The organism is Streptococcus sp. KHUD_011, from assembly GCF_046352925.1.
Lineage (GTDB): Bacteria > Bacillota > Bacilli > Lactobacillales > Streptococcaceae > Streptococcus.
In genome coordinates this window covers 115579-132955 of the sequence record NZ_CP157578.1, presented here as the reverse complement: position 1 = coordinate 132955, position 17377 = coordinate 115579, and the positions used below count along the sequence as shown (strand labels likewise).

Annotated in this window: 19 protein-coding genes; 10 read left to right on the top strand and 9 right to left on the bottom strand. The window is 40.5% G+C overall.

Features of this window, described 5'->3' with window-relative positions; all coding sequences use genetic code 11:
* Positions 1 to 121: 121 nt before the first annotated feature.
* Positions 122 to 709 carry a hypothetical protein gene (locus tag ABKJ27_RS00660; protein ID WP_410011833.1) on the bottom strand — a complete coding sequence of 196 codons (588 nt, stop codon included), beginning with the start codon at positions 707 to 709 and terminating at the stop codon, positions 122 to 124.
* Between the two features lie 322 nt (positions 710 to 1031).
* Between ABKJ27_RS00660 and ABKJ27_RS00655 the strand changes: the two genes are divergently transcribed.
* Entirely contained in the window at positions 1032 to 1895 is an 864-nt protein-coding gene (locus ABKJ27_RS00655) for a helix-turn-helix domain-containing protein (RefSeq protein WP_410011832.1), read from the top strand.
* Positions 1896 to 1946: 51 nt separating this feature from the next.
* Here the strand turns inward: ABKJ27_RS00655 and ABKJ27_RS00650 are convergent, their stop codons facing one another.
* Positions 1947 to 2597, bottom strand: a complete 651-nt coding sequence (locus ABKJ27_RS00650; protein ID WP_000843470.1) for a LysM peptidoglycan-binding domain-containing protein — start codon at positions 2595 to 2597, stop codon at positions 1947 to 1949.
* A 239-nt stretch (positions 2598 to 2836) separates the two neighbouring features.
* Between ABKJ27_RS00650 and sdaAB the strand changes: the two genes are divergently transcribed.
* From sdaAB to ABKJ27_RS00630, 4 genes are all read left to right on the top strand, one after another.
* Positions 2837 to 3508 carry an L-serine ammonia-lyase, iron-sulfur-dependent subunit beta gene (gene sdaAB, locus ABKJ27_RS00645; RefSeq protein WP_000838909.1) on the top strand — a complete coding sequence of 224 codons (672 nt, stop codon included), beginning with the start codon at positions 2837 to 2839 and terminating at the stop codon, positions 3506 to 3508.
* An 8-nt stretch (positions 3509 to 3516) separates the two neighbouring features.
* A complete protein-coding gene (gene sdaAA / locus ABKJ27_RS00640; RefSeq protein WP_000500050.1) occupies positions 3517 to 4389 on the top strand; it encodes an L-serine ammonia-lyase, iron-sulfur-dependent, subunit alpha in 873 nt (290 codons plus the stop codon).
* A 21-nt stretch (positions 4390 to 4410) separates the two neighbouring features.
* On the top strand, positions 4411 to 5043 hold the full coding sequence (locus ABKJ27_RS00635) for an HAD family hydrolase (protein ID WP_410011831.1): 633 nt from the start codon (positions 4411 to 4413) through the stop codon (positions 5041 to 5043).
* A 161-nt stretch (positions 5044 to 5204) separates the two neighbouring features.
* A complete protein-coding gene (locus ABKJ27_RS00630) occupies positions 5205 to 6461 on the top strand; it encodes an ISL3 family transposase (protein ID WP_410011764.1) in 1257 nt (418 codons plus the stop codon).
* Positions 6462 to 6574: 113 nt separating this feature from the next.
* Here ABKJ27_RS00630 and ABKJ27_RS00625 read toward each other — a convergent pair whose 3' ends face one another.
* Positions 6575 to 8425 carry a polysaccharide biosynthesis protein gene (locus ABKJ27_RS00625; protein WP_410011830.1) on the bottom strand — a complete coding sequence of 617 codons (1851 nt, stop codon included), beginning with the start codon at positions 8423 to 8425 and terminating at the stop codon, positions 6575 to 6577.
* Between the two features lie 85 nt (positions 8426 to 8510).
* The gene (locus ABKJ27_RS00620; RefSeq protein WP_410011829.1) at positions 8511 to 9341 is read right to left on the bottom strand and encodes a glycosyltransferase; all 831 of its coding nucleotides are present in this window, start codon (positions 9339 to 9341) and stop codon (positions 8511 to 8513) included.
* A gap of 154 nt (positions 9342 to 9495) precedes the next feature.
* On the opposite strand from ABKJ27_RS00620, the gene ABKJ27_RS00615 reads away from it, so the two are divergent.
* The 5 genes from ABKJ27_RS00615 to ABKJ27_RS00595 all read left to right on the top strand — a co-directional run bounded on the left by ABKJ27_RS00615 (position 9496) and on the right by ABKJ27_RS00595 (position 13738).
* Positions 9496 to 10662, top strand: coding sequence for a CynX/NimT family MFS transporter (locus ABKJ27_RS00615; RefSeq protein WP_410011828.1), 1167 nt, complete (start codon positions 9496 to 9498; stop codon positions 10660 to 10662).
* A gap of 138 nt (positions 10663 to 10800) precedes the next feature.
* The gene (locus tag ABKJ27_RS00610; protein WP_000273858.1) at positions 10801 to 11127 is read left to right on the top strand and encodes a PadR family transcriptional regulator; all 327 of its coding nucleotides are present in this window, start codon (positions 10801 to 10803) and stop codon (positions 11125 to 11127) included.
* Positions 11114 to 11707, top strand: coding sequence for a DUF1700 domain-containing protein (locus tag ABKJ27_RS00605; RefSeq protein ID WP_020902112.1), 594 nt, complete (start codon positions 11114 to 11116; stop codon positions 11705 to 11707). The genes ABKJ27_RS00610 and ABKJ27_RS00605 overlap by 14 nt, the downstream gene beginning before the upstream one ends.
* Positions 11700 to 12611, top strand: a complete 912-nt coding sequence (locus tag ABKJ27_RS00600; protein WP_410011827.1) for a DUF4097 domain-containing protein — start codon at positions 11700 to 11702, stop codon at positions 12609 to 12611. The genes ABKJ27_RS00605 and ABKJ27_RS00600 overlap by 8 nt, the downstream gene beginning before the upstream one ends.
* A 62-nt stretch (positions 12612 to 12673) precedes the next feature.
* On the top strand, positions 12674 to 13738 hold the full coding sequence (locus tag ABKJ27_RS00595) for a DUF6574 domain-containing protein (RefSeq protein ID WP_410011826.1): 1065 nt from the start codon (positions 12674 to 12676) through the stop codon (positions 13736 to 13738).
* On the opposite strand, the gene ABKJ27_RS00590 is transcribed toward ABKJ27_RS00595, so the two are convergent.
* The 5 genes from ABKJ27_RS00590 to ABKJ27_RS00570 all read right to left on the bottom strand — a co-directional run bounded on the left by ABKJ27_RS00590 (position 13735) and on the right by ABKJ27_RS00570 (position 17209).
* A complete protein-coding gene (locus ABKJ27_RS00590) occupies positions 13735 to 13887 on the bottom strand; it encodes a hypothetical protein (protein ID WP_084862703.1) in 153 nt (50 codons plus the stop codon). The genes ABKJ27_RS00595 and ABKJ27_RS00590 overlap by 4 nt on opposite strands.
* 74 nt (positions 13888 to 13961) lie before the next feature.
* Positions 13962 to 14822 (bottom strand): DUF4299 family protein, encoded by an 861-nt coding sequence (locus tag ABKJ27_RS00585; RefSeq protein WP_033682463.1) that lies wholly within the window; start codon positions 14820 to 14822, stop codon positions 13962 to 13964.
* 227 nt (positions 14823 to 15049) lie between these two features.
* Positions 15050 to 16036 carry a rhodanese-related sulfurtransferase gene (locus tag ABKJ27_RS00580; protein ID WP_001030035.1) on the bottom strand — a complete coding sequence of 329 codons (987 nt, stop codon included), beginning with the start codon at positions 16034 to 16036 and terminating at the stop codon, positions 15050 to 15052.
* Between the two features lie 131 nt (positions 16037 to 16167).
* The gene (locus ABKJ27_RS00575; protein ID WP_410011825.1) at positions 16168 to 16464 is read right to left on the bottom strand and encodes a bacteriocin immunity protein; all 297 of its coding nucleotides are present in this window, start codon (positions 16462 to 16464) and stop codon (positions 16168 to 16170) included.
* A gap of 55 nt (positions 16465 to 16519) precedes the next feature.
* Positions 16520 to 17209 (bottom strand): CPBP family intramembrane glutamic endopeptidase, encoded by a 690-nt coding sequence (locus ABKJ27_RS00570; protein ID WP_410011824.1) that lies wholly within the window; start codon positions 17207 to 17209, stop codon positions 16520 to 16522.
* Positions 17210 to 17377: the final 168 nt, after the last annotated feature.

The following is a 17377-nucleotide window of genomic DNA, read 5'->3' as shown; positions in this document are numbered from 1 at the left end:
GAGGCTGAAAGATAAACAATGATTAAAATTTTATTTTTCATAGGAATTACCTTTCTAAAGGGATTCTAGTGTTTAGAGCTTATTTGTAAAGTTTAAAATAAACAACTAGGGCAATTGTCAATCAGAATGTTCTTTTATCTGTTAATAATCCGAGAAAATCTTGTCTCTTTAAGTCTGAGAAATGTTTGGTTGAAAGACTTCCTTTTTGAAGTCCATCATCTCTAACCTGTAAATAATAGCTATGTTGGTTTGTTTTAATTGTCAAAAAATCGCCCAATACAAAAACTCTTTTCCAGTTGCGAATCTCAAATTCTTTCATCTCTGATTTTGGAATACGGATAAGTCCTTGTCGCAAATCACGATGATGCTCACTTGTGAAAGTCATCCCATTTCCAAGATTTCTTATCAGCAGTTCATCTGGAGTTACCATCACCAGCGCTATTTTAGTTAAGAAAATTTCAACTGTTGGTGGTAAAATCGCCAAATCAAACCAAGGATGTAGGTAGCGATAGGCTAAGAAATAATGAGGCTCCTCACCCAATCCTAGTTGTTTATACAAGGTCTTGACTTCACTATCTAACCTCGCTTCAAAAGACACATCCGAATGCTCTTCTTCCTTCCTCTGATTAACATAACGCATCCAGACTAGGAAACCTATAAAGACTAGGACAAATATTCCTGATAAAAGATATTTTAAATTGTAGTTCATCGCTTAACCTCCTGATTCACACCTCTGCCTAAAACAGAAGCCTATTTATTTTGAAAATAGGTCCATCATAACTTTAAATAAGACGGGTGTCATTAAAATTAGGATAATTCCTATCACAAATATCATGACTACTCGAAAAAGTTCCTTATTTTTAAACATTTTTCCACCCCTTTTCTAGCTACATCATAGTACTCATTAACCCCATATTAAAATTACACCAAACTTATTTTAGCTTTCTTTTTTACTTTTTATATTACTATGATACAATATTTTTAATAGGATTTTATTGTTTGTTAACTTTTTTCACTAAAAGGAGAAAATCATGCGTTATGATTTTGGAAAGGTCTATAAAGAAATACGTGAGTCAAAAGGATTAACCCAAGAAGAGGTCTGCGGAGATGTCCTATCAAGAACCAGCCTATCAAAGATTGAAAGTGGTAAGGCAACTCCTAAATATGAAAATATGGATTTTCTTCTTCGGCAAATGAATATGAGTTTTGAAGAATTTGACTACATCTGCCATCTCTATCAGCCGAGCCAACGGACAGAAATCATGCAAACTTATCTCAATATGAATTCCATCATTGGTGGCAGTGGTCTAGTTCATTTTTTTGAAACATGCCAAAACTATCTCAAGACCCATCACGACCTGCCTATAGAAGAAATCAGGGATATGCTGGAAGTTGTCATTCATATTCGCCAACATGGTACAGAGCAACTGTCAGACCAAGTGAAACAAACTGTCAAAAAACTTTGGGAAAAAATTGAAAAACAAGATACATGGTATGAAAGTGACCTAAAAATCCTCAATACCATCCTTTTCAGCTTTCCTATTGAACACCTCCATCTCATCACTGAAAAAATCTTGCAACGCTTGGAAGTCTATAAAAACTACCAACATTTATATGACTTGCGAATGGCAATCCTACTCAACCTTTCCACCATTTACTTATATCATCAAGACAGAAACATGTGTCAACAAATCTGCTATACTTTACTAGAGGATGCCAAGAACAAGAAAAGCTACGATATGCTTGCTATCTGCTATGCCCGTATTGGGATTTGTAGGGATGATGCTAAACTTATCCAAAAAGGGTTCTCCCTTCTAGAGCTGACCGATGAAACTTCCATTCTAGCCTTTCTCAAAAAAGAAGTGGAGATCTATTATCAACCGAAAGAAATATAAAAAAGTCGAGGGATTTCCTCGACTTTTTCAAATTATTCTGTTCATTATTTCTTAATACCAGCCGTTGTTAAGCCAGAAGTTTTTAGCAGCTGACCATGAACCGTAACGTCCTGCAACGTAAGCATCTGCTACACGTTCTTGGTTTTCAGCTGAGTAGTCACCGTTCAAGTATGAATCTGTCAATTGGTAACGTCCAATGTATTGGCCGTTTGTAGCTGTATAGCTACCACCTGATTCTTTTTGTGCAATCCATTCTTTAGCTTCTGCTTCAGATCCACTTACAGTTGCAGCTGGTGCTGAAGTTTCTGCTGCAGCAACAGTTTCTTCTGCTACAGGAGCGCTTGCAGCTGGTGCTGCTTCTTCTACTACTTCTGTAGTTTCTGCTACTGGAGCTGAAACAGTTTCATCTTGAGCAGCTGGTGCCGCATAAGTAGCTGGCGCTGGTGTTGCAACAGGTGCTACAGGACCATCGATAACCAACTCTTGACCAACATAAATCAAATGAACGTTGTCGATGTGGTTGTTTTCTGCCAATTTCTCAACAGTTGTGTTGTGAGTTTCAGCGATTTCTGAAAGTGTATCACCTTCTTTAACAGTGTAAGTTGATGATTCTTGAGCAGATACAAATGATGGAGCAAATACTGCAAACAAGGCAGCTACTCCTGCAAGAGTTGTTTTAATCTTTTTAGTTGTTGATTTCATATTTGAAAATTCTCCTTCTTTCTATAGTTCTATCATACCCTTTAAATATTACCGTTTCTTGACACTTTTATGTAGAAATATTACAAAATTATTTTTTATTTCTCTAAATAAGCCATTTTTTGTTACAAAAGATGCTTTTTTATGCTATTTGTAGTGTAAAAAGGTTTTCATCCACAATTAAAGCCAAGACCTTCATTCTTTGATATAATAGAGATAAGAATTTTTATAAGGGGAAACTGATGAAATCACTTCGTTTTCAATCTGTCTTTGATATCATCGGACCAGTTATGATTGGCCCATCTAGTAGTCATACCGCTGGTGCTGTTCGTATTGGTAAGATTGTCTCTTCCATCTTTGACGATACTCCGACAGAAGTCGAATTCCAACTTTTTAACTCATTTGCCAAGACCTATCGTGGTCACGGAACAGACCTAGCCCTTGTTGCAGGTATTTTGGGCATGGATACAGATGATCCTGAGATCCCAAACAGCCTGGAAATTGCCCACAAACGTGGCATCAAGATTGTCTGGACCATTCAGAAAGACAGCAATGCCCCTCACCCAAACACCACTAAAATTACCGTCAAAAATGCTCACAAGACCATCAGCGTGACTGGTATTTCTATCGGGGGAGGGAATATTCAGGTAACCGAACTCAATGGATTTGCCGTCTCTCTCAATATGAATACACCGACGATCATCATCGTTCATCAAGATATTCCAGGTATGATTGCCCTTGTTACGGAGGCTCTTTCCCGCTATGATATCAATATCGCCCAGATGAACGTTACTCGTGAAAAAGCTGGTGAAAAAGCTATTATGATTATCGAAGTTGACAGTCGCAACTGTGATGAGGCCATCGAAGAAATTCGAAAAATCCCTCATCTCCACAATGTCAATTTCTTTAAATAGGAGGAAGCATGTTTTATTCTATCAAAGAATTGGTCGAGCAGGCAGAACTGGACTTTCAAGGAAATGTCGCAGAACTCATGATTACAACAGAGTTTGAATTGACCGGTCGCGAACGTGAAGAAGTCTTCCTTCTCATGGAACGCAATCTAGAAGTCATGAAAGCCTCTGTCCAACTTGGCCTCAATGAAAATAAATCTCGTAGTGGCCTGACAGGTGGAGATGCTGCCAAATTGGATCACTACATCAAAAACGGAAAAACTCTGTCAGATTACACGATTCTCTCTGCTGCCCGAAATGCCATTGCAGTCAATGAACACAATGCTAAAATGGGCTTGGTTTGTGCCACTCCGACCGCAGGAAGTGCTGGCTGTCTGCCCTCAGTTCTAACAGCTGCTATTGAAAAATTAGACCTCAGCCACGAGCAACAGCTGGATTTCCTCTTTGCTGCTGGTGCCTTTGGACTAGTCATCGCAAACAATGCCTCTATCTCAGGGGCTGAAGGTGGCTGTCAGGCCGAGGTTGGTTCGGCCTCTGCTATGAGTGCTGCAGCCTTGACTCTAGCTGCCGGTGGAACACCTTATCAGGCCAGTCAGGCCATTGCCTTTGTCATTAAAAATATGCTAGGCCTCATCTGTGACCCTGTTGCCGGCTTGGTCGAAGTTCCCTGCGTCAAGCGCAATGCTATGGGAGCTAGCTTTGCCTTCATCGCAGCAGACATGGCCTTGGCAGGTATCGAATCTAAAATTCCTGTGGATGAAGTTATCGATGCCATGTACCAAGTAGGAGCAAGCATGCCAACTGCCTTCCGTGAAACAGCTGAAGGTGGTCTCGCTGCCACCCCTACTGGTCGTCGTCTCCAAAAAGAAATTTTCGGAGAATAACTTATCAAAATAGGAGAAACCATGACCTCTATCACAGCTATCTTTTTCGATCTGGATGGAACCCTCGTTGACAGTTCTATCGGGATTCACAATGCCTTTACCCATACCTTTAAGGAGTTGGGGGTACCTAGCCCTGATGCCAAAACTATTCGTGGTTTTATGGGACCGCCCCTCGAAAGTAGTTTTGCGACCTGCCTTCCCAAAGACCAAATTTCTGAGGCTGTCCAGATATACCGTTCTTACTATAAGGAGAAAGGCATCCATGAAGCTCAACTCTTTCCTCAGATTGTAGACTTGCTTGAGAAGTTATCGAGCAATTACCCTCTTTATATCACCACTACAAAGAATACTCCAACCGCTCAAGACATGACTAAAAACTTGGGAATCTATCATTTCTTTGATGGCATTTATGGTTCCAGCCCTAAAGCACCCCATAAGGCAGATGTCATTCGCCACGCCTTGCAGACACATCAACTAGCACCGGAACAATCCATCATCATCGGAGATACCAAGTTCGATATGCTTGGAGCTCAAGAAACAGGCATTCAGAAATTGGCCGTCACTTGGGGATTTGGAGAGCAAGCAGACTTGCTAAACTATCATCCTGATTTTATCGCTCACAAACCCATAGAAGTTTTGGAGTATTTTCAATAACATAGACTGGGCTACAACCCTATTTCAGAAGAAAATGGGCTCTATAATATTTGTAGTGGGTAAATCCCCTATGGATATTATGGAGCCTATTTTGTTGTAGAAAAAAAGTCCCATAAGATCTATAATGAAAAGCGACAAAACAACTCATTAGAAAGATTCATATGGAACAATTACATTTTATCACAAAACTACTCGATATCAAAGACCCTAATATCCAATTTATAGATATCATCAATAGGGATAAACACAAAGAAATCATCGCTAGACTGGACTACGATGCTCCATCTTGTCCTTATTGCGGAAGTCAAATGAAAAAATATGACTTTCAAAAACCGTCTAAGATTCCTTACCTCAAAACGACTGGTAGGCCTACTAGAATTCTTCTGAAAAAGCGTCGTTTCAAGTGCTATCATTGCTCGAAGGTGATGGTCGCCGAGACCTCGCTCGTCAAGAAGAATCATCAGATTCCTCGTATTATCAACCAAAAGATTGCGCAAAAGCTGATTGAAAAGACTTCTATGACCGATATTGCCCATCAGCTTTCCATTTCAACTTCAACTGTCATTCGAAAGCTCAATGATTTCCACTTTAAGCATGATTTTTCTCGTCTTCCTGAGATTATGTCCTGGGACGAGTATGCCTTTACTAAGGGAAAGATGAGTTTCATTGCACAAGATTTTGATAATCTCAACATCATCACTGTTCTTGAAGGCAGAACACAGGCTATCATCCGAAATCACTTTCTGCGCTACGAGCGAGCTGTTCGTTGTCAGGTGAAAATCATTACGATGGATATGTTTAGCCCTTACTATGACTTGGCTAAACAGCTTTTTCCAAACGCTAAAATCGTGTTGGATCGTTTCCATATTGTCCAACATCTCAGCCGTGCTATGAGTCGTATGCGTGTCCAAATCATGAATCAGTTTCATCGAAAATCTCATGAATACAAGGCTACCAAGCGCTACTGGAAACTCATCCAACAAGATAGCCGTAAACTGAGTGATAAGCGATTTTATCGCCCTACTTTTCGCATGCACTTAACCAATAAAGAGATTTTAGACAAGCTTTTGAGCTATTCAGAAGACTTGAAACACCACTACAATGTCTATCAGCTCTTACTCTTTCACTTTCAGAACAAGGAGGCAGATAAATTTTTCGGACTCATTGAGGACAATATTAAGCTGGTTCATCCTCTTTTTCAGACTATCTTTAAGACCTTTCTAAAGGACAAAGAGAAAATCGTCAATGCCCTTCAGTTACCCTATTCCAACGCAAAATTGGAAGCGACCAATAATCTCATCAAACTTATCAAACGAAATGCCTTTGGATTTCGGAACTTTGAAAACTTCAAAAAACGAATTTTTATCGCTCTCAATATCAAAAAAGAAAGGACAAATTTCGTCCTTTCTAGATCTTAGCTTTTATTCAACCCACTACAGTTGACAAAGAGCCAGAAAATGGAGCAAGTCTCTACATAACAAAACGCATATTACCAAGGTTTCGATGAACTGATAATATGCGTTTTTCTTTTTTATTCAACGTGGGTAGTTTGATTGGCAAAGGCGATAATGGCTTGCTTCAACTCATCTCCACTAAGAGTGCGGAACTCTTCAATCTTTTGATTAATGGCTTCTAGAGGCATGACATTAACCTTACCAACGAAAATCTTATCCATAACTTGGTTATCAACCAATTCGGTTGATACCAAGAGTTCTTCGTAAAGTTTTTCGCCTGGGCGGATTCCAACTTCAACGATTGGAATTTCGCTTTCGGTGTGGCCACTTAGAAGGACCATTTTCTTGGCCAAGTCATAAATCTTGACTGGTTTACCCATATCAAGGATAAAGACTTCCCCATCCTTGGCATAGGCACCAGCATGGATAACCAAACGGCTAGCTTCTGGAATGGTCATAAAGTAACGGGTCATACGGAAATCTGTCACCGTTACAGGACCACCTTCAGCAATCTGACGTTCAAAGACTGGAATCACACTACCACGGCTACCAAGAACATTTCCAAAACGAACCGCACAGTAGGTCGATTGGCTACGTTGGTTAAAGCCAGTGACAATCAACTCCGCCACGCGCTTGGTTGCTCCCATAACATTTGGTGGATTAACCGCCTTATCTGTCGAAATCATAACCATCTTAGGTACTTTGGCTTCATCAACAGCCTTAGCAACATTGTAAGTTCCACGAATATTGTTTTTGAAGGCTTCTTTTGGATTGCGCTCCATCATAGGAACGTGCTTGTGAGCAGCCGCATGATAAACAATAGCTGGCTTGTACTGTTCAAAGACTTGCAACAAACGGTCATAGTCTTGAATATCGGCAATAACTGGTACATAATCAATGCCTTGGAATGTACGAATCAATTCATGATAAATAAGGTAGACTGAGTTTTCCCCATGGCCAAGCAAGACGATGCGTTCAGGATTAAAGCGGCTAACTTGGCGACAGATTTCAGAACCGATTGAACCTCCAGCACCTGTGACTAAAATTGTCTTACCTGTCAGTTCTGCGCCCAGACGCGATTCGTCAAGACGAATTTCCTGACGGCCCAAAAGATCTGTGATATCAATCTTCTGGAAGCCTCCACCTGCTTGGTGAAGTCCCTGAACAACCGTTTCAACCTTAGGCATCTTGTAACATTTGACTCCCAGTTTATTACACATCTGCAAGATACGTTCATATTCTGACGGATCAAGTGACGGAATCGCAACGATGACACGCTCGATTTGATGGCGTTTGGCTAATTCAGGCAGATTGTCATATGAACCCAAAACAGGGATTCCACCAAGTTTTTGGCCCTTTTTCTTAGCATCCTTGTCCAAAATACCGACAAGTTCTAATTCACTGGTTGGATGTTGATAACTATCCATAAAGAGGGCACCACCATCACCAGCACCAATCAAGAAAGTACGACGGTGTTCTCCATCACCACTTCCTTTTTTGCGTTTAGAGTAGATTAACTGCCAAGTAATACGTGGCAATAAAATCAAGAAAGTACTCAACAAGATAAAGAGCACGATAAAACGGATGGAGAAGAGCGGCAAGAAGGCATAACAGATACTATATGACAAAACACTGCTCGCAGTCACACCAAAAAAGATTTTCATGAAATCCGTAATCTTGCTGTAACGACTAATACTAGCGTTCAAGCCCCAAAATGCAATCATCAATTGATAAAACAGGAAGGCCAAACTCGTATAGATGATGTAGTCAACAGGTGCTGGATTAATCAAGCCGTAGAATAAGATATAAGATACAATGATGGAAACCACCATACTCAAAATATCAAATATTCCCCAGAAAACCTGTTTTTGTTGTTTATTTAAAATTTCCACCAGATCAATCACATAATCTGTGAGTTTTTTATTCATAGAAATTTACTCCTCCTTAAAAGAGTCAAATAGTTATATTGTTATTATAACACTTTTTCTCTAGTTTACGATTTGCTACAATCTTTTACTTGCTTTTTCGTAACAGTTTCATAAAAATAAACTGTCGGACAAATCCGGGACAAAGGGCAACAATCATCTGAATGGCAACACTCTTGGCATACTCCATGTAAGAAATTTGTCCTCGCTTCAGCATGCGTTGACGAGCTTGACGATAGAGTTTGAGGTAACGCAGTCCCCCACGACGCTCAAACATCCCTGCTCCGACACGAACCCTACACAAGATTTGATCCAGATTTCCAGTCTTAGCTCCTGCAGCAATCATATTGAGCCAGAGGAGGTCATCCTCCATATAAAGGCCATCCTCATAGTTGCCTGCCTTGAGAACCATGTCCTTCTTGAACATGACAGTCATGTGGTTAAAGGCACTTCTCATCCTTTGATAAGCTACAATATCTGCATGCTGGGTTGGAACACGACGGTAAGAAACAATCTCATCAGGATTGTCAATAAACTCTGCAATATGTCCACCTAATAGGTCGAGCTTCTCCTTCTCCATTAGCTGAACCTGTTTCTCAAAACGGTCTGGAACAGCTATATCATCCGTATCCATACGAGCGATGATGTCGTACTGACACTGCAAAACACCCTGTCGAAGAGCCAGACCCAAACCTTGATTCTGCTCAAGAGGGCAGCGTTTCACTGGAATTTCAGACTGGGCTTCCACCTGGTCTAATACCTGATAGAGCTCAGGTGTCAAAGGCCCATCCTCAACCAGAACTAACTCGCTCGGTTTCAGGGTCTGATTTTGAACACTCTCAATAGCATCCTTTAAAAATGTCGGATTTTCCTTGATATAGACCGACATCAATACGCTGATTTTTTGCTTTTCAGACACAGTTTTTCTCCAATGTATAGATTTCCTTCCACTATTTTATCATAATTTTCAAGACTTTCCCATTTTTATCTTGAAAGCCAGAAACCTTACTTGACATTATAGTGAAAAAGCCTTAAAATAAGCTGTTATTAAAATCAGTTAGAAGAGGTATTATATGAAAAAGAAATCACTTTTTTTTGTTCCAGGTATTATCTTGATTGGTGTTTCCTTGCGGACTCCTTTTACTGTTTTACCCATTATTTTGGGGGATATTTCGCAAGGTCTGGGAGTAGAAGTTAGTTCACTTGGTGTTTTGACCAGCCTTCCCCTCCTCATGTTTACCCTCTTCTCGCTATTTTCTACCCGACTGGCTCAGAAAATCGGCTTGGAGCATCTCTTTACCTATAGCCTCTTCTTATTAACCATTGGCTCTCTGATTCGACTAATCAATCTGCCCCTCCTCTATCTAGGAACCTTGATGGTTGGGGCAAGTATCGCAGTCATCAATGTGCTACTTCCTAGTCTTATCCAAGCCAATCAACCAAAGAAAATTGGTTTTCTGACCACCTTATATGTGACGTCTATGGGGATTGCGACAGCTCTGGCTTCCTATCTGGCTGTACCCATTACACAAGCCAGTTCTTGGAAAGGATTGATCATCCTCCTCACCTTGCTCTGTCTAGCAACTTTTTTGGTCTGGCTCCCAAATCACCGCTATAATCACAAACTGGCTCCTCAAACCAAACAGAAAAGCAAAACAAAGGTCATGCGTAATAAACAGGTCTGGGCAGTGATTGTCTTTGCAGGTTTTCAATCCTTGCTCTTTTACACTGCTATGACTTGGTTACCTACTATGGCCATCCATGCAGGCCTATCCAGTCACGAAGCTGGCTTACTGACCTCTATCTTCTCTCTGATTAGCATTCCTTTTTCAATGACCATCCCAAGCCTGACAACCAGCTTGTCAACTCGCAACCGTCAGCTCATGCTCACTCTAGTTTCACTGGCTGGTGTAGTCGGCATTTCCATGCTCTTTTTCCCAGTCGGTAATTTCTTTTACTGGCTTGCCATCCATCTCCTCATCGGAACCGCAACCAGCGCCCTCTTCCCCTATCTCATGGTCAATTTTTCACTCAAGACAAGCGCCCCTGAAAAGACTGCCCAATTGTCTGGTTTGTCTCAAACAGGAGGCTATATCCTAGCAGCCTTTGGGCCAACCCTCTTTGGTTACAGTTTTGACCTTTTCCACTCTTGGGTGCCAGCTGTAGCTGCCCTCTTACTCGTCGATATCCTGATGACTGTTGCCCTCTTTACAGTGGACAGAGCTGATAAAATCCTCTAAACTTCTAGTTTTGCCTAGAAGTTTTTTATATATAAAAATTTTATACATTTCTCTTGACAGGGCTTTCATTTAGATGTACAATGTATGTGTAGAAAAATTATATATAAAAATCTTACACATTAGAAAAGGAGGTTCCCCATGTACTTTCCAACATCCTCTGCCTTGATTGAATTTCTCATCTTGGCCGTACTGGAGCAGGATGATTCTTATGGTTATGAGATTAGCCAAACCATTAAGCTGATCGCTAATATCAAAGAATCTACACTCTATCCCATTCTCAAAAAATTGGAGGGCAATAGCTTTCTGACAACCTATTCTAGAGAGTTCCAAGGTCGCATGCGCAAATACTACTCCTTGACAAATGGTGGTATAGAACAGCTCGTGACCCTAAAAGATGAATGGGCACTTTATACAGACACCATCAATGGCATCATAGAAGGGAGTATCCGCCATGACAAGAACTGAATACCTGACTCAGCTAGAACTCTATCTCAAAAAACTGCCTCAGGCTGACCAAATTGAAGCCATGGACTATTTCAGGGAACTCTTTGACGATGCTGGAGTCGAAGGAGAAGAAGAACTCATCGCTAGCTTGGGAACTCCCAAAGAAGCGGCCCACGAAGTTCTATCAAATCTTCTCGACAAAAAAATCAATGAAGCGCCTGCTCAAAAAAATAACCGACAAATTTTGCATATCGCCTTGTTAGCCCTCCTTGCAGCACCCATAGGTATTCCTCTGGGAATCGCCATCCTCGTGGCTCTGTTCGGAATCCTTGTGGCTGCTTTGACTGTTATTCTGGCTTTCTTTGCAGTTTCCATACTTGGTATCATCGGCGGATTCCTATTTTTAGTTGAAAGTTTCACTGTCCTCGCCCAAGCTAAATCAGCCTTTATCTTGATTTTTGGTTCTGGTTTACTGGCTATCGGTGCTTCTTCACTAGTCTTACTAGGTATTTCCTATGTAGCTCGCTTCTTCGGTCTACTCATTGTTCGCCTGGTGCAATTTGTTCTCAAAAAAGGAAAGAGAGGTGATCAGCATGCGTAAATGGACAAAAGGATTTCTCATTTTTGGTGTGGTGACTACTATTATCGGATTTATCCTGCTCTTTGTAGGTATCCAATCTGACGGTATCAAGAGCCTACTTGCCATGTCCAAGGAACCTGTCTATGATAGTCGGATGGAAGAGCTGACCTTTGGCAAGGAAGTCGAAAATCTAGAGATAACTCTCCACCAACACGCGCTGACCATCACAGACTCTTTCGATGATCAAATCCACATTTCTTATCATCCATCTATTTCTGCTAACCATGATCTTGTCACCAATCAAAACGACAAAACTCTAAGCCTCACTGATAAGAAACTGTCTGAAACTCCATTTCTCTCTTCTGGAATTGGCAGGATTCTCCATATCGCAAGTAGCTACTCTAGTCGTTTTAATGAAGTTATTCTCCAAGTTCCAAAGGGAAGAAGTCTAAAAGGGATCAACATCTCAGCAAATCGCGGTCAAACCAGTATAACTAATGCTAGCCTTGAAAATGCGACCCTCAATACAAACGGCTATCTCCTCCGAATCGAAGGAAGTCGTATCAAAAACAGTAAACTTACAACCCCAAATATTATCAATATCTTTGATACAGACCTTACAGATAGTCAGCTAGAGTCAACAGAACATCACTTCCACGCTGAAAATATCCAAGTTCACGGCAAGGTGGAATTAACTTCTAAAGACCATCTCTCAATCACTCTGACGCAAAAAGAAAGCCAACGAATTAACTGGGACATCTCAAGTAACTATGGTTCTATCTTCCAATTCACAAGAGAAGAGCCTAAATCAAGAGGTACGGAATTAAGCAACCCTTACAAAACTGAAAAAACCGAAGCCAAGGATCAACTCATTGCTAGAGCTGATAATGATATTGAGCTAATATCCATACCAAACAGACGTTGACAAAAGCGCTTACATTCGCTACTATGGAAGCATATTTATCTAACTAAAAAGGAGGTTCTACCATGAAACAAGAATGGTTTGAAAGTAATGATTTTGTAAAAACAACAAGCAAGAACAAACCTGAAGAGCAAGCTCAAGAGGTTGCAGACAAGACTGAAGAAACGATAGCCGATCTCGATACACCAATTGAAAAAAATACTCAAGTAGAGGAGGAAGTCTCTCAAGCTAAAGTCGAACTTGAAAATCAGCAAGAAGAGAAAATTGAAACGCCTGAAGACAGTGAAGCAAGAACAGAAATAGAAGAAAAGAAAGCATTAGATTCTACTGAAGAAGAGCAAGATCTTTCTAAAGAAACAGAAAAAGTCACTATAGCTGAAGAGAGTCAAGAAGCACTTCCTCAGCAAAAACCAACCACGAAAGAGCCCCTTCTTATCAGTCAATCCTTAGAAAGTCCCTATATCCCCGACCAAGCTCCAAAATCTACGGATAGATGGAAAGAGCAAGCGCTTGATTTTTGGTCTTGGCTAGTGGAAGCAATCAAATCTCCTACAAGCAGTCTTGAAACAAGTAGCACACACAGTTACACAGCCTTTCTTTTGCTCATTCTGTTTTCTGCATCTTCCTTTTTCTTTAGTATCTACCACATCAAACATGCTTACTATGGACATATAGCAACTATGCATAATCACTTCCCTGAACAATTTGCTTCATTAAATCTCTTTTCGATTATCTCTATCCTAGTAGCAACAACGCTCTTCTTCTTTTCATTCCTCTTGGGCAGTTTCGTTGTGAGACGATTTATCTACCAAGAAAAGGACTGGACGCTAGAAAATGTTCTCCAACAATATAGTCAACTCTTAGCCATTCCAATCATCCTCACTGCTATTGCTAGTTTCTTTGCCTTCTTTGACAGCCTACGATTTACAGCCCTCTTGTGTGTGATTAGCATTGGAATCATTCTGCTTGCCAGTCTCCATATCATTACAAGACCAAGTCAAGCCAGTGAAACCGACTCCTTCTATCAATTATTCTTGTCTGTCCTTGTGAACGGAGTGATTATCCTCCTCTTCTTTGTAGCTGAAGTAGCACTGATTGGGGATTATCTTCGTATCTTGGCCTTTCTTTAAACTTCATACTCTTCGAAAATCTCTTCAAACCACGTCAGCTTCTCCTTACCGTATGTATGGTTACTGACTTCGTCAGTTTCATCTACAACCTCAAAACAGTGTTTTGAGCAGCCTGCGGCTAGCTTCCTAGTTTGCTCTTTGATTTTCATTGAGTAGCAATCCTGTCTTCCATGGCAGGATTTTTTCTATGTCAAAAAAGCAAGTCGATTGACCTGCTTCTGCTTTACTCTTCTTGTGCTAATGTTTTAAAATCTTTTTCTAAGATGGGTTGTACTTCTAATTGATTGGCATCTAGTTGGTGGTAAAGTTCTGACGGTAGTACCTCAAGGAATTTTGCATAGTCCAAGCGGGCAATGGCTTCATAGTCTTCTGGTTTAGAGCCATCTCCTGTGATTTGAACCAAGTCAATCTCCCACTGCACTTCCTTATCCACCAATTGCTCCATATAGGCTGCAGGAACAAATGGTTCTCTCGGTAAAACAGTCTTGACTCCTTGAGCTAGATGGTATACACCATGCACTTGGCCTTCTCCATCCTGATAGAAGGAAACTCTTGCAAAGTAAGCATCAGTCTCTTGAACCGCACGTACACGTGCTTCAAACTGTGCCAAACCATCTACCTCTAAAAAGCTTTTCAAGTCCTCATGACTAAATAAAACAGGATTAAAAATTCCTTGGCAAATCGTAAAACGGGCTGCAGTGTCTGCTAAATAGGCTTGAATACGTGCTTGGAAATAAGCTTCAAAGTCAAAACCATCTAGTCCTTCAATCTCAGTTCCTGTATAAGCAAGCAGAGCATCTAAAAATGACTTGATGATTTCCCAGTCTGTCTTCGTTAGTAGGTCAGGAAGATCGACACGGTAAGCCTTTTGATCATCAGCATAACTGACTTTAAAAAGAAATTGTGATTGCCCCACTATCGCACACTCGATATACTCGAGACGGTTAAGAGGCTGACGGAGATAGACGGCATCATAGCTATGTGACTCCAAACCATCTACCAAGGCCAAGACGGACTTGGCAGTCAAAATTTCCTGTTCTCCTAAAATGCTCTGTTTATTTGGAATATAAAATATTTTCACCATAACTAAACTCCTTCGAAATCGTTTACATATAGTATACCTTATTTTTCTGAAAGATACAAAAACAAACTTTATACTCTTCGAAAATCAAATTCAAACCGCGTCAGCTTCGCCTTGCCGTACTCAAGTACAGCCTGCGGCTAGCTTCCTAGTTTGCTCTTTGATTTTCATTGAGTATTAGATTTTTGAGTAAAAAGCATAAAAAAACAGCCCCTGAGGACTGTTTAATCTTATACAGTAGCTGCTTGATCCAAGCTTTCACCGATAGCGGCTAGGCGCTCGACAACTTCAGCTTGTGTCAATTCATTTTCTGAAACATAGCGGTTACGTGGGTGAACACGGCACTCGTGTGAGCATCCACGAAGGTACTTGTCTTCATTTTCTTCTGATGTCAAGATACGACGGTTACAGAATGGATTTCCACAGTTGACATAACGTTCACATGGTGTTCCATCAAACCAGTCTTTCCCTACGATAGTTGGGTTGACATGGTTAACATCTACGGCAATACGCTCGTCAAAGACGTACATTTTCCCATCCCAAAGTTCACCTTGGACTTCTGGGTCTTTACCGTAAGTTGCAATTCCTCCGTGCAATTGGCCTACATCTTTGTAGCCTTCACGGACCATCCAGCCTGAGAATTTCTCACAGCGAACGCCACCTGTACAGTAAACCACAACACGCTTGTCCATGAATTTTTCTTTGTTATCACGAACCCATTGTGGCAACTCACGGAAGTTGCGAATGTCCGGGCGGATAGCCCCACGGAAATGTCCTAGGTCGTACTCGTAATCGTTACGTGTGTCAAGGACAACTGTATCTTCGTCAAGAAGGGCTTCTTTGAACTCTTTTGGAGACAAGTAGGCACCTGTTGTTTCAAGTGGGTTGATGTCATTGTCAAAGTCATTGTCTTCCAAACCAAGGTGGACAATTTCTTTCTTGTAGCGAACAAACATCTTCTTGAAGGCTTGTTCATTTTCTTCGTCAATCTTGAACCACAGGTTTTCCATTCCTGGAAGGCTGTGAACGTAGTCCATGTATTTTTGAGTTGTTTCGTAGTCACCTGAAACTGTTCCATTAATTCCCTCGTCAGCGACTAGGATACGGCCTTTAAGGCCGATTGATTTACAGAAGGCCAAGTGGTCTGCAGCAAATTGCTCTGCATTTTCAATTGGAGTGTAAAGGTAGTAAAGTAAGACACGAATATCTTTTGCCATAAGATTTGTTCTCTTTTCTATTCTTAAATTTTCAGAATTTTTCATCTAACTATACTAGTATACCTGCTTGAGAAAACGAATGCAATTTATTTGACTGGAAATTGTAGAAAGGGATTTATCCCTGCATTTCGTCAGTAGCCATAGCGAATAGCAGATAATTCTCTCAATTTTTTGATCTGCTCAGCTTGACTTTCTGATAACATCAGCTTATTGTCAATCAACACACGTGAGATGTCAACATTCATTTGGCTCAATATAAAAGGAGTAGAAGTCCCATCGTCCTTCAATCTTCTTTTATAAATCACTAACAGATTTTTCAAAGGAGCAAATTGAGGCGTATCCTTTATATCTTCCAATAGATGATTTATGATCGTCATGGCTTCACAGCGCCGTTCGCTTCCTCCAGCAAACCATTTTAATGGTGTCATTCTCATTTTCCTCCTTAAATTGAAAAGCTATCATTCTTACTCTCGAACTAATATTTTACCCAAACACCCTGTGTAAAAAAGTCAGCAAAAATGGTAATGTCGCGAAAATATTATTAATCACATGCACCGCATAGGAAGGATAAATGCTCTTGGTATAGCGGGTCAAACTAGCAAAGATGATGCCAGATGTTGCAAAGACGAAGATATCTAACAAACTAGGCAGGCTTGAAAAATGAGGAAGAGCAAATAAAATTGACGGAAGAAGCAAATCAAGGCCAAATCTCGAATGCTTAAAAAAGGCGTGTTGCATTAATCCTCTATAGATTAGCTCTTCCATAAGTGGAGTCAGAAAGAACAAAGTTATATAGATACCTAGCTCAGCAAAGTTGGTCCCACTATAACCGATCAATACAGCCCAACCTTCAGCAGTTGACTGAACATGTTTAGCTGTCTGAACGTTAAAAGAGATCTGGAGCACTACCACTAGTACTGTCAAAATCGAATACCAAAGCCATTTTTTTCTCGGAATGCGAAAAAGATAGCCGTGCCCTGTCTTAACCAGAATCCAAATCATGACTCCGCTAAATAGCAAACTCAAGAGATTTTGAATCCAGACGAAATTGCCAATCTGGGAAGAAAATTGCCAATAATTTTGAACAATAAGCGTCAGCTGAGAAAGACCAAATACGAAAAATAAGTAAGAGAAAACTGCACTTATTTTGAAGACAAGCTGATACTTTTTCATGTGAACCCTCCTTTGTAAACTTGGAACATCTCTAATATAAGCCATAATTTCCTAAATCCTTACTCCAAATCCTAAATGGTACTTAAGATTTCCTGAATGGTTAAATAGTGATAAGAAAACACGGATATCTATGCTTTCGTTTCAAAAAATCACTGCCTCCCCCAGATA

What these genes read in the sequence shown, in the direction of transcription:
- ABKJ27_RS00660 (WP_410011833.1), bottom strand. Translation starts at nt 709, where the DNA reads ATGAACTACAATTTAAAATATCTTTTATCAGGAATATTTGTCCTAGTC.
- ABKJ27_RS00655 (WP_410011832.1), top strand. Translation starts at nt 1,032, where the DNA reads ATGCGTTATGATTTTGGAAAGGTCTATAAAGAAATACGTGAGTCAAAA.
- ABKJ27_RS00650 (WP_000843470.1), bottom strand. Translation starts at nt 2,597, where the DNA reads ATGAAATCAACAACTAAAAAGATTAAAACAACTCTTGCAGGAGTAGCT.
- sdaAB (WP_000838909.1), top strand. Translation starts at nt 2,837, where the DNA reads ATGAAATCACTTCGTTTTCAATCTGTCTTTGATATCATCGGACCAGTT.
- sdaAA (WP_000500050.1), top strand. Translation starts at nt 3,517, where the DNA reads ATGTTTTATTCTATCAAAGAATTGGTCGAGCAGGCAGAACTGGACTTT.
- ABKJ27_RS00635 (WP_410011831.1), top strand. Translation starts at nt 4,411, where the DNA reads ATGACCTCTATCACAGCTATCTTTTTCGATCTGGATGGAACCCTCGTT.
- ABKJ27_RS00630 (WP_410011764.1), top strand. Translation starts at nt 5,205, where the DNA reads ATGGAACAATTACATTTTATCACAAAACTACTCGATATCAAAGACCCT.
- ABKJ27_RS00625 (WP_410011830.1), bottom strand. Translation starts at nt 8,425, where the DNA reads ATGAATAAAAAACTCACAGATTATGTGATTGATCTGGTGGAAATTTTA.
- ABKJ27_RS00615 (WP_410011828.1), top strand. Translation starts at nt 9,496, where the DNA reads ATGAAAAAGAAATCACTTTTTTTTGTTCCAGGTATTATCTTGATTGGT.
- ABKJ27_RS00610 (WP_000273858.1), top strand. Translation starts at nt 10,801, where the DNA reads ATGTACTTTCCAACATCCTCTGCCTTGATTGAATTTCTCATCTTGGCC.
- ABKJ27_RS00605 (WP_020902112.1), top strand. Translation starts at nt 11,114, where the DNA reads ATGACAAGAACTGAATACCTGACTCAGCTAGAACTCTATCTCAAAAAA.
- ABKJ27_RS00600 (WP_410011827.1), top strand. Translation starts at nt 11,700, where the DNA reads ATGCGTAAATGGACAAAAGGATTTCTCATTTTTGGTGTGGTGACTACT.
- ABKJ27_RS00595 (WP_410011826.1), top strand. Translation starts at nt 12,674, where the DNA reads ATGAAACAAGAATGGTTTGAAAGTAATGATTTTGTAAAAACAACAAGC.
- ABKJ27_RS00590 (WP_084862703.1), bottom strand. Translation starts at nt 13,887, where the DNA reads ATGAAAATCAAAGAGCAAACTAGGAAGCTAGCCGCAGGCTGCTCAAAA.
- ABKJ27_RS00585 (WP_033682463.1), bottom strand. Translation starts at nt 14,822, where the DNA reads ATGGTGAAAATATTTTATATTCCAAATAAACAGAGCATTTTAGGAGAA.
- ABKJ27_RS00580 (WP_001030035.1), bottom strand. Translation starts at nt 16,036, where the DNA reads ATGGCAAAAGATATTCGTGTCTTACTTTACTACCTTTACACTCCAATT.
- ABKJ27_RS00575 (WP_410011825.1), bottom strand. Translation starts at nt 16,464, where the DNA reads ATGACACCATTAAAATGGTTTGCTGGAGGAAGCGAACGGCGCTGTGAA.
- ABKJ27_RS00570 (WP_410011824.1), bottom strand. Translation starts at nt 17,209, where the DNA reads ATGAAAAAGTATCAGCTTGTCTTCAAAATAAGTGCAGTTTTCTCTTAC.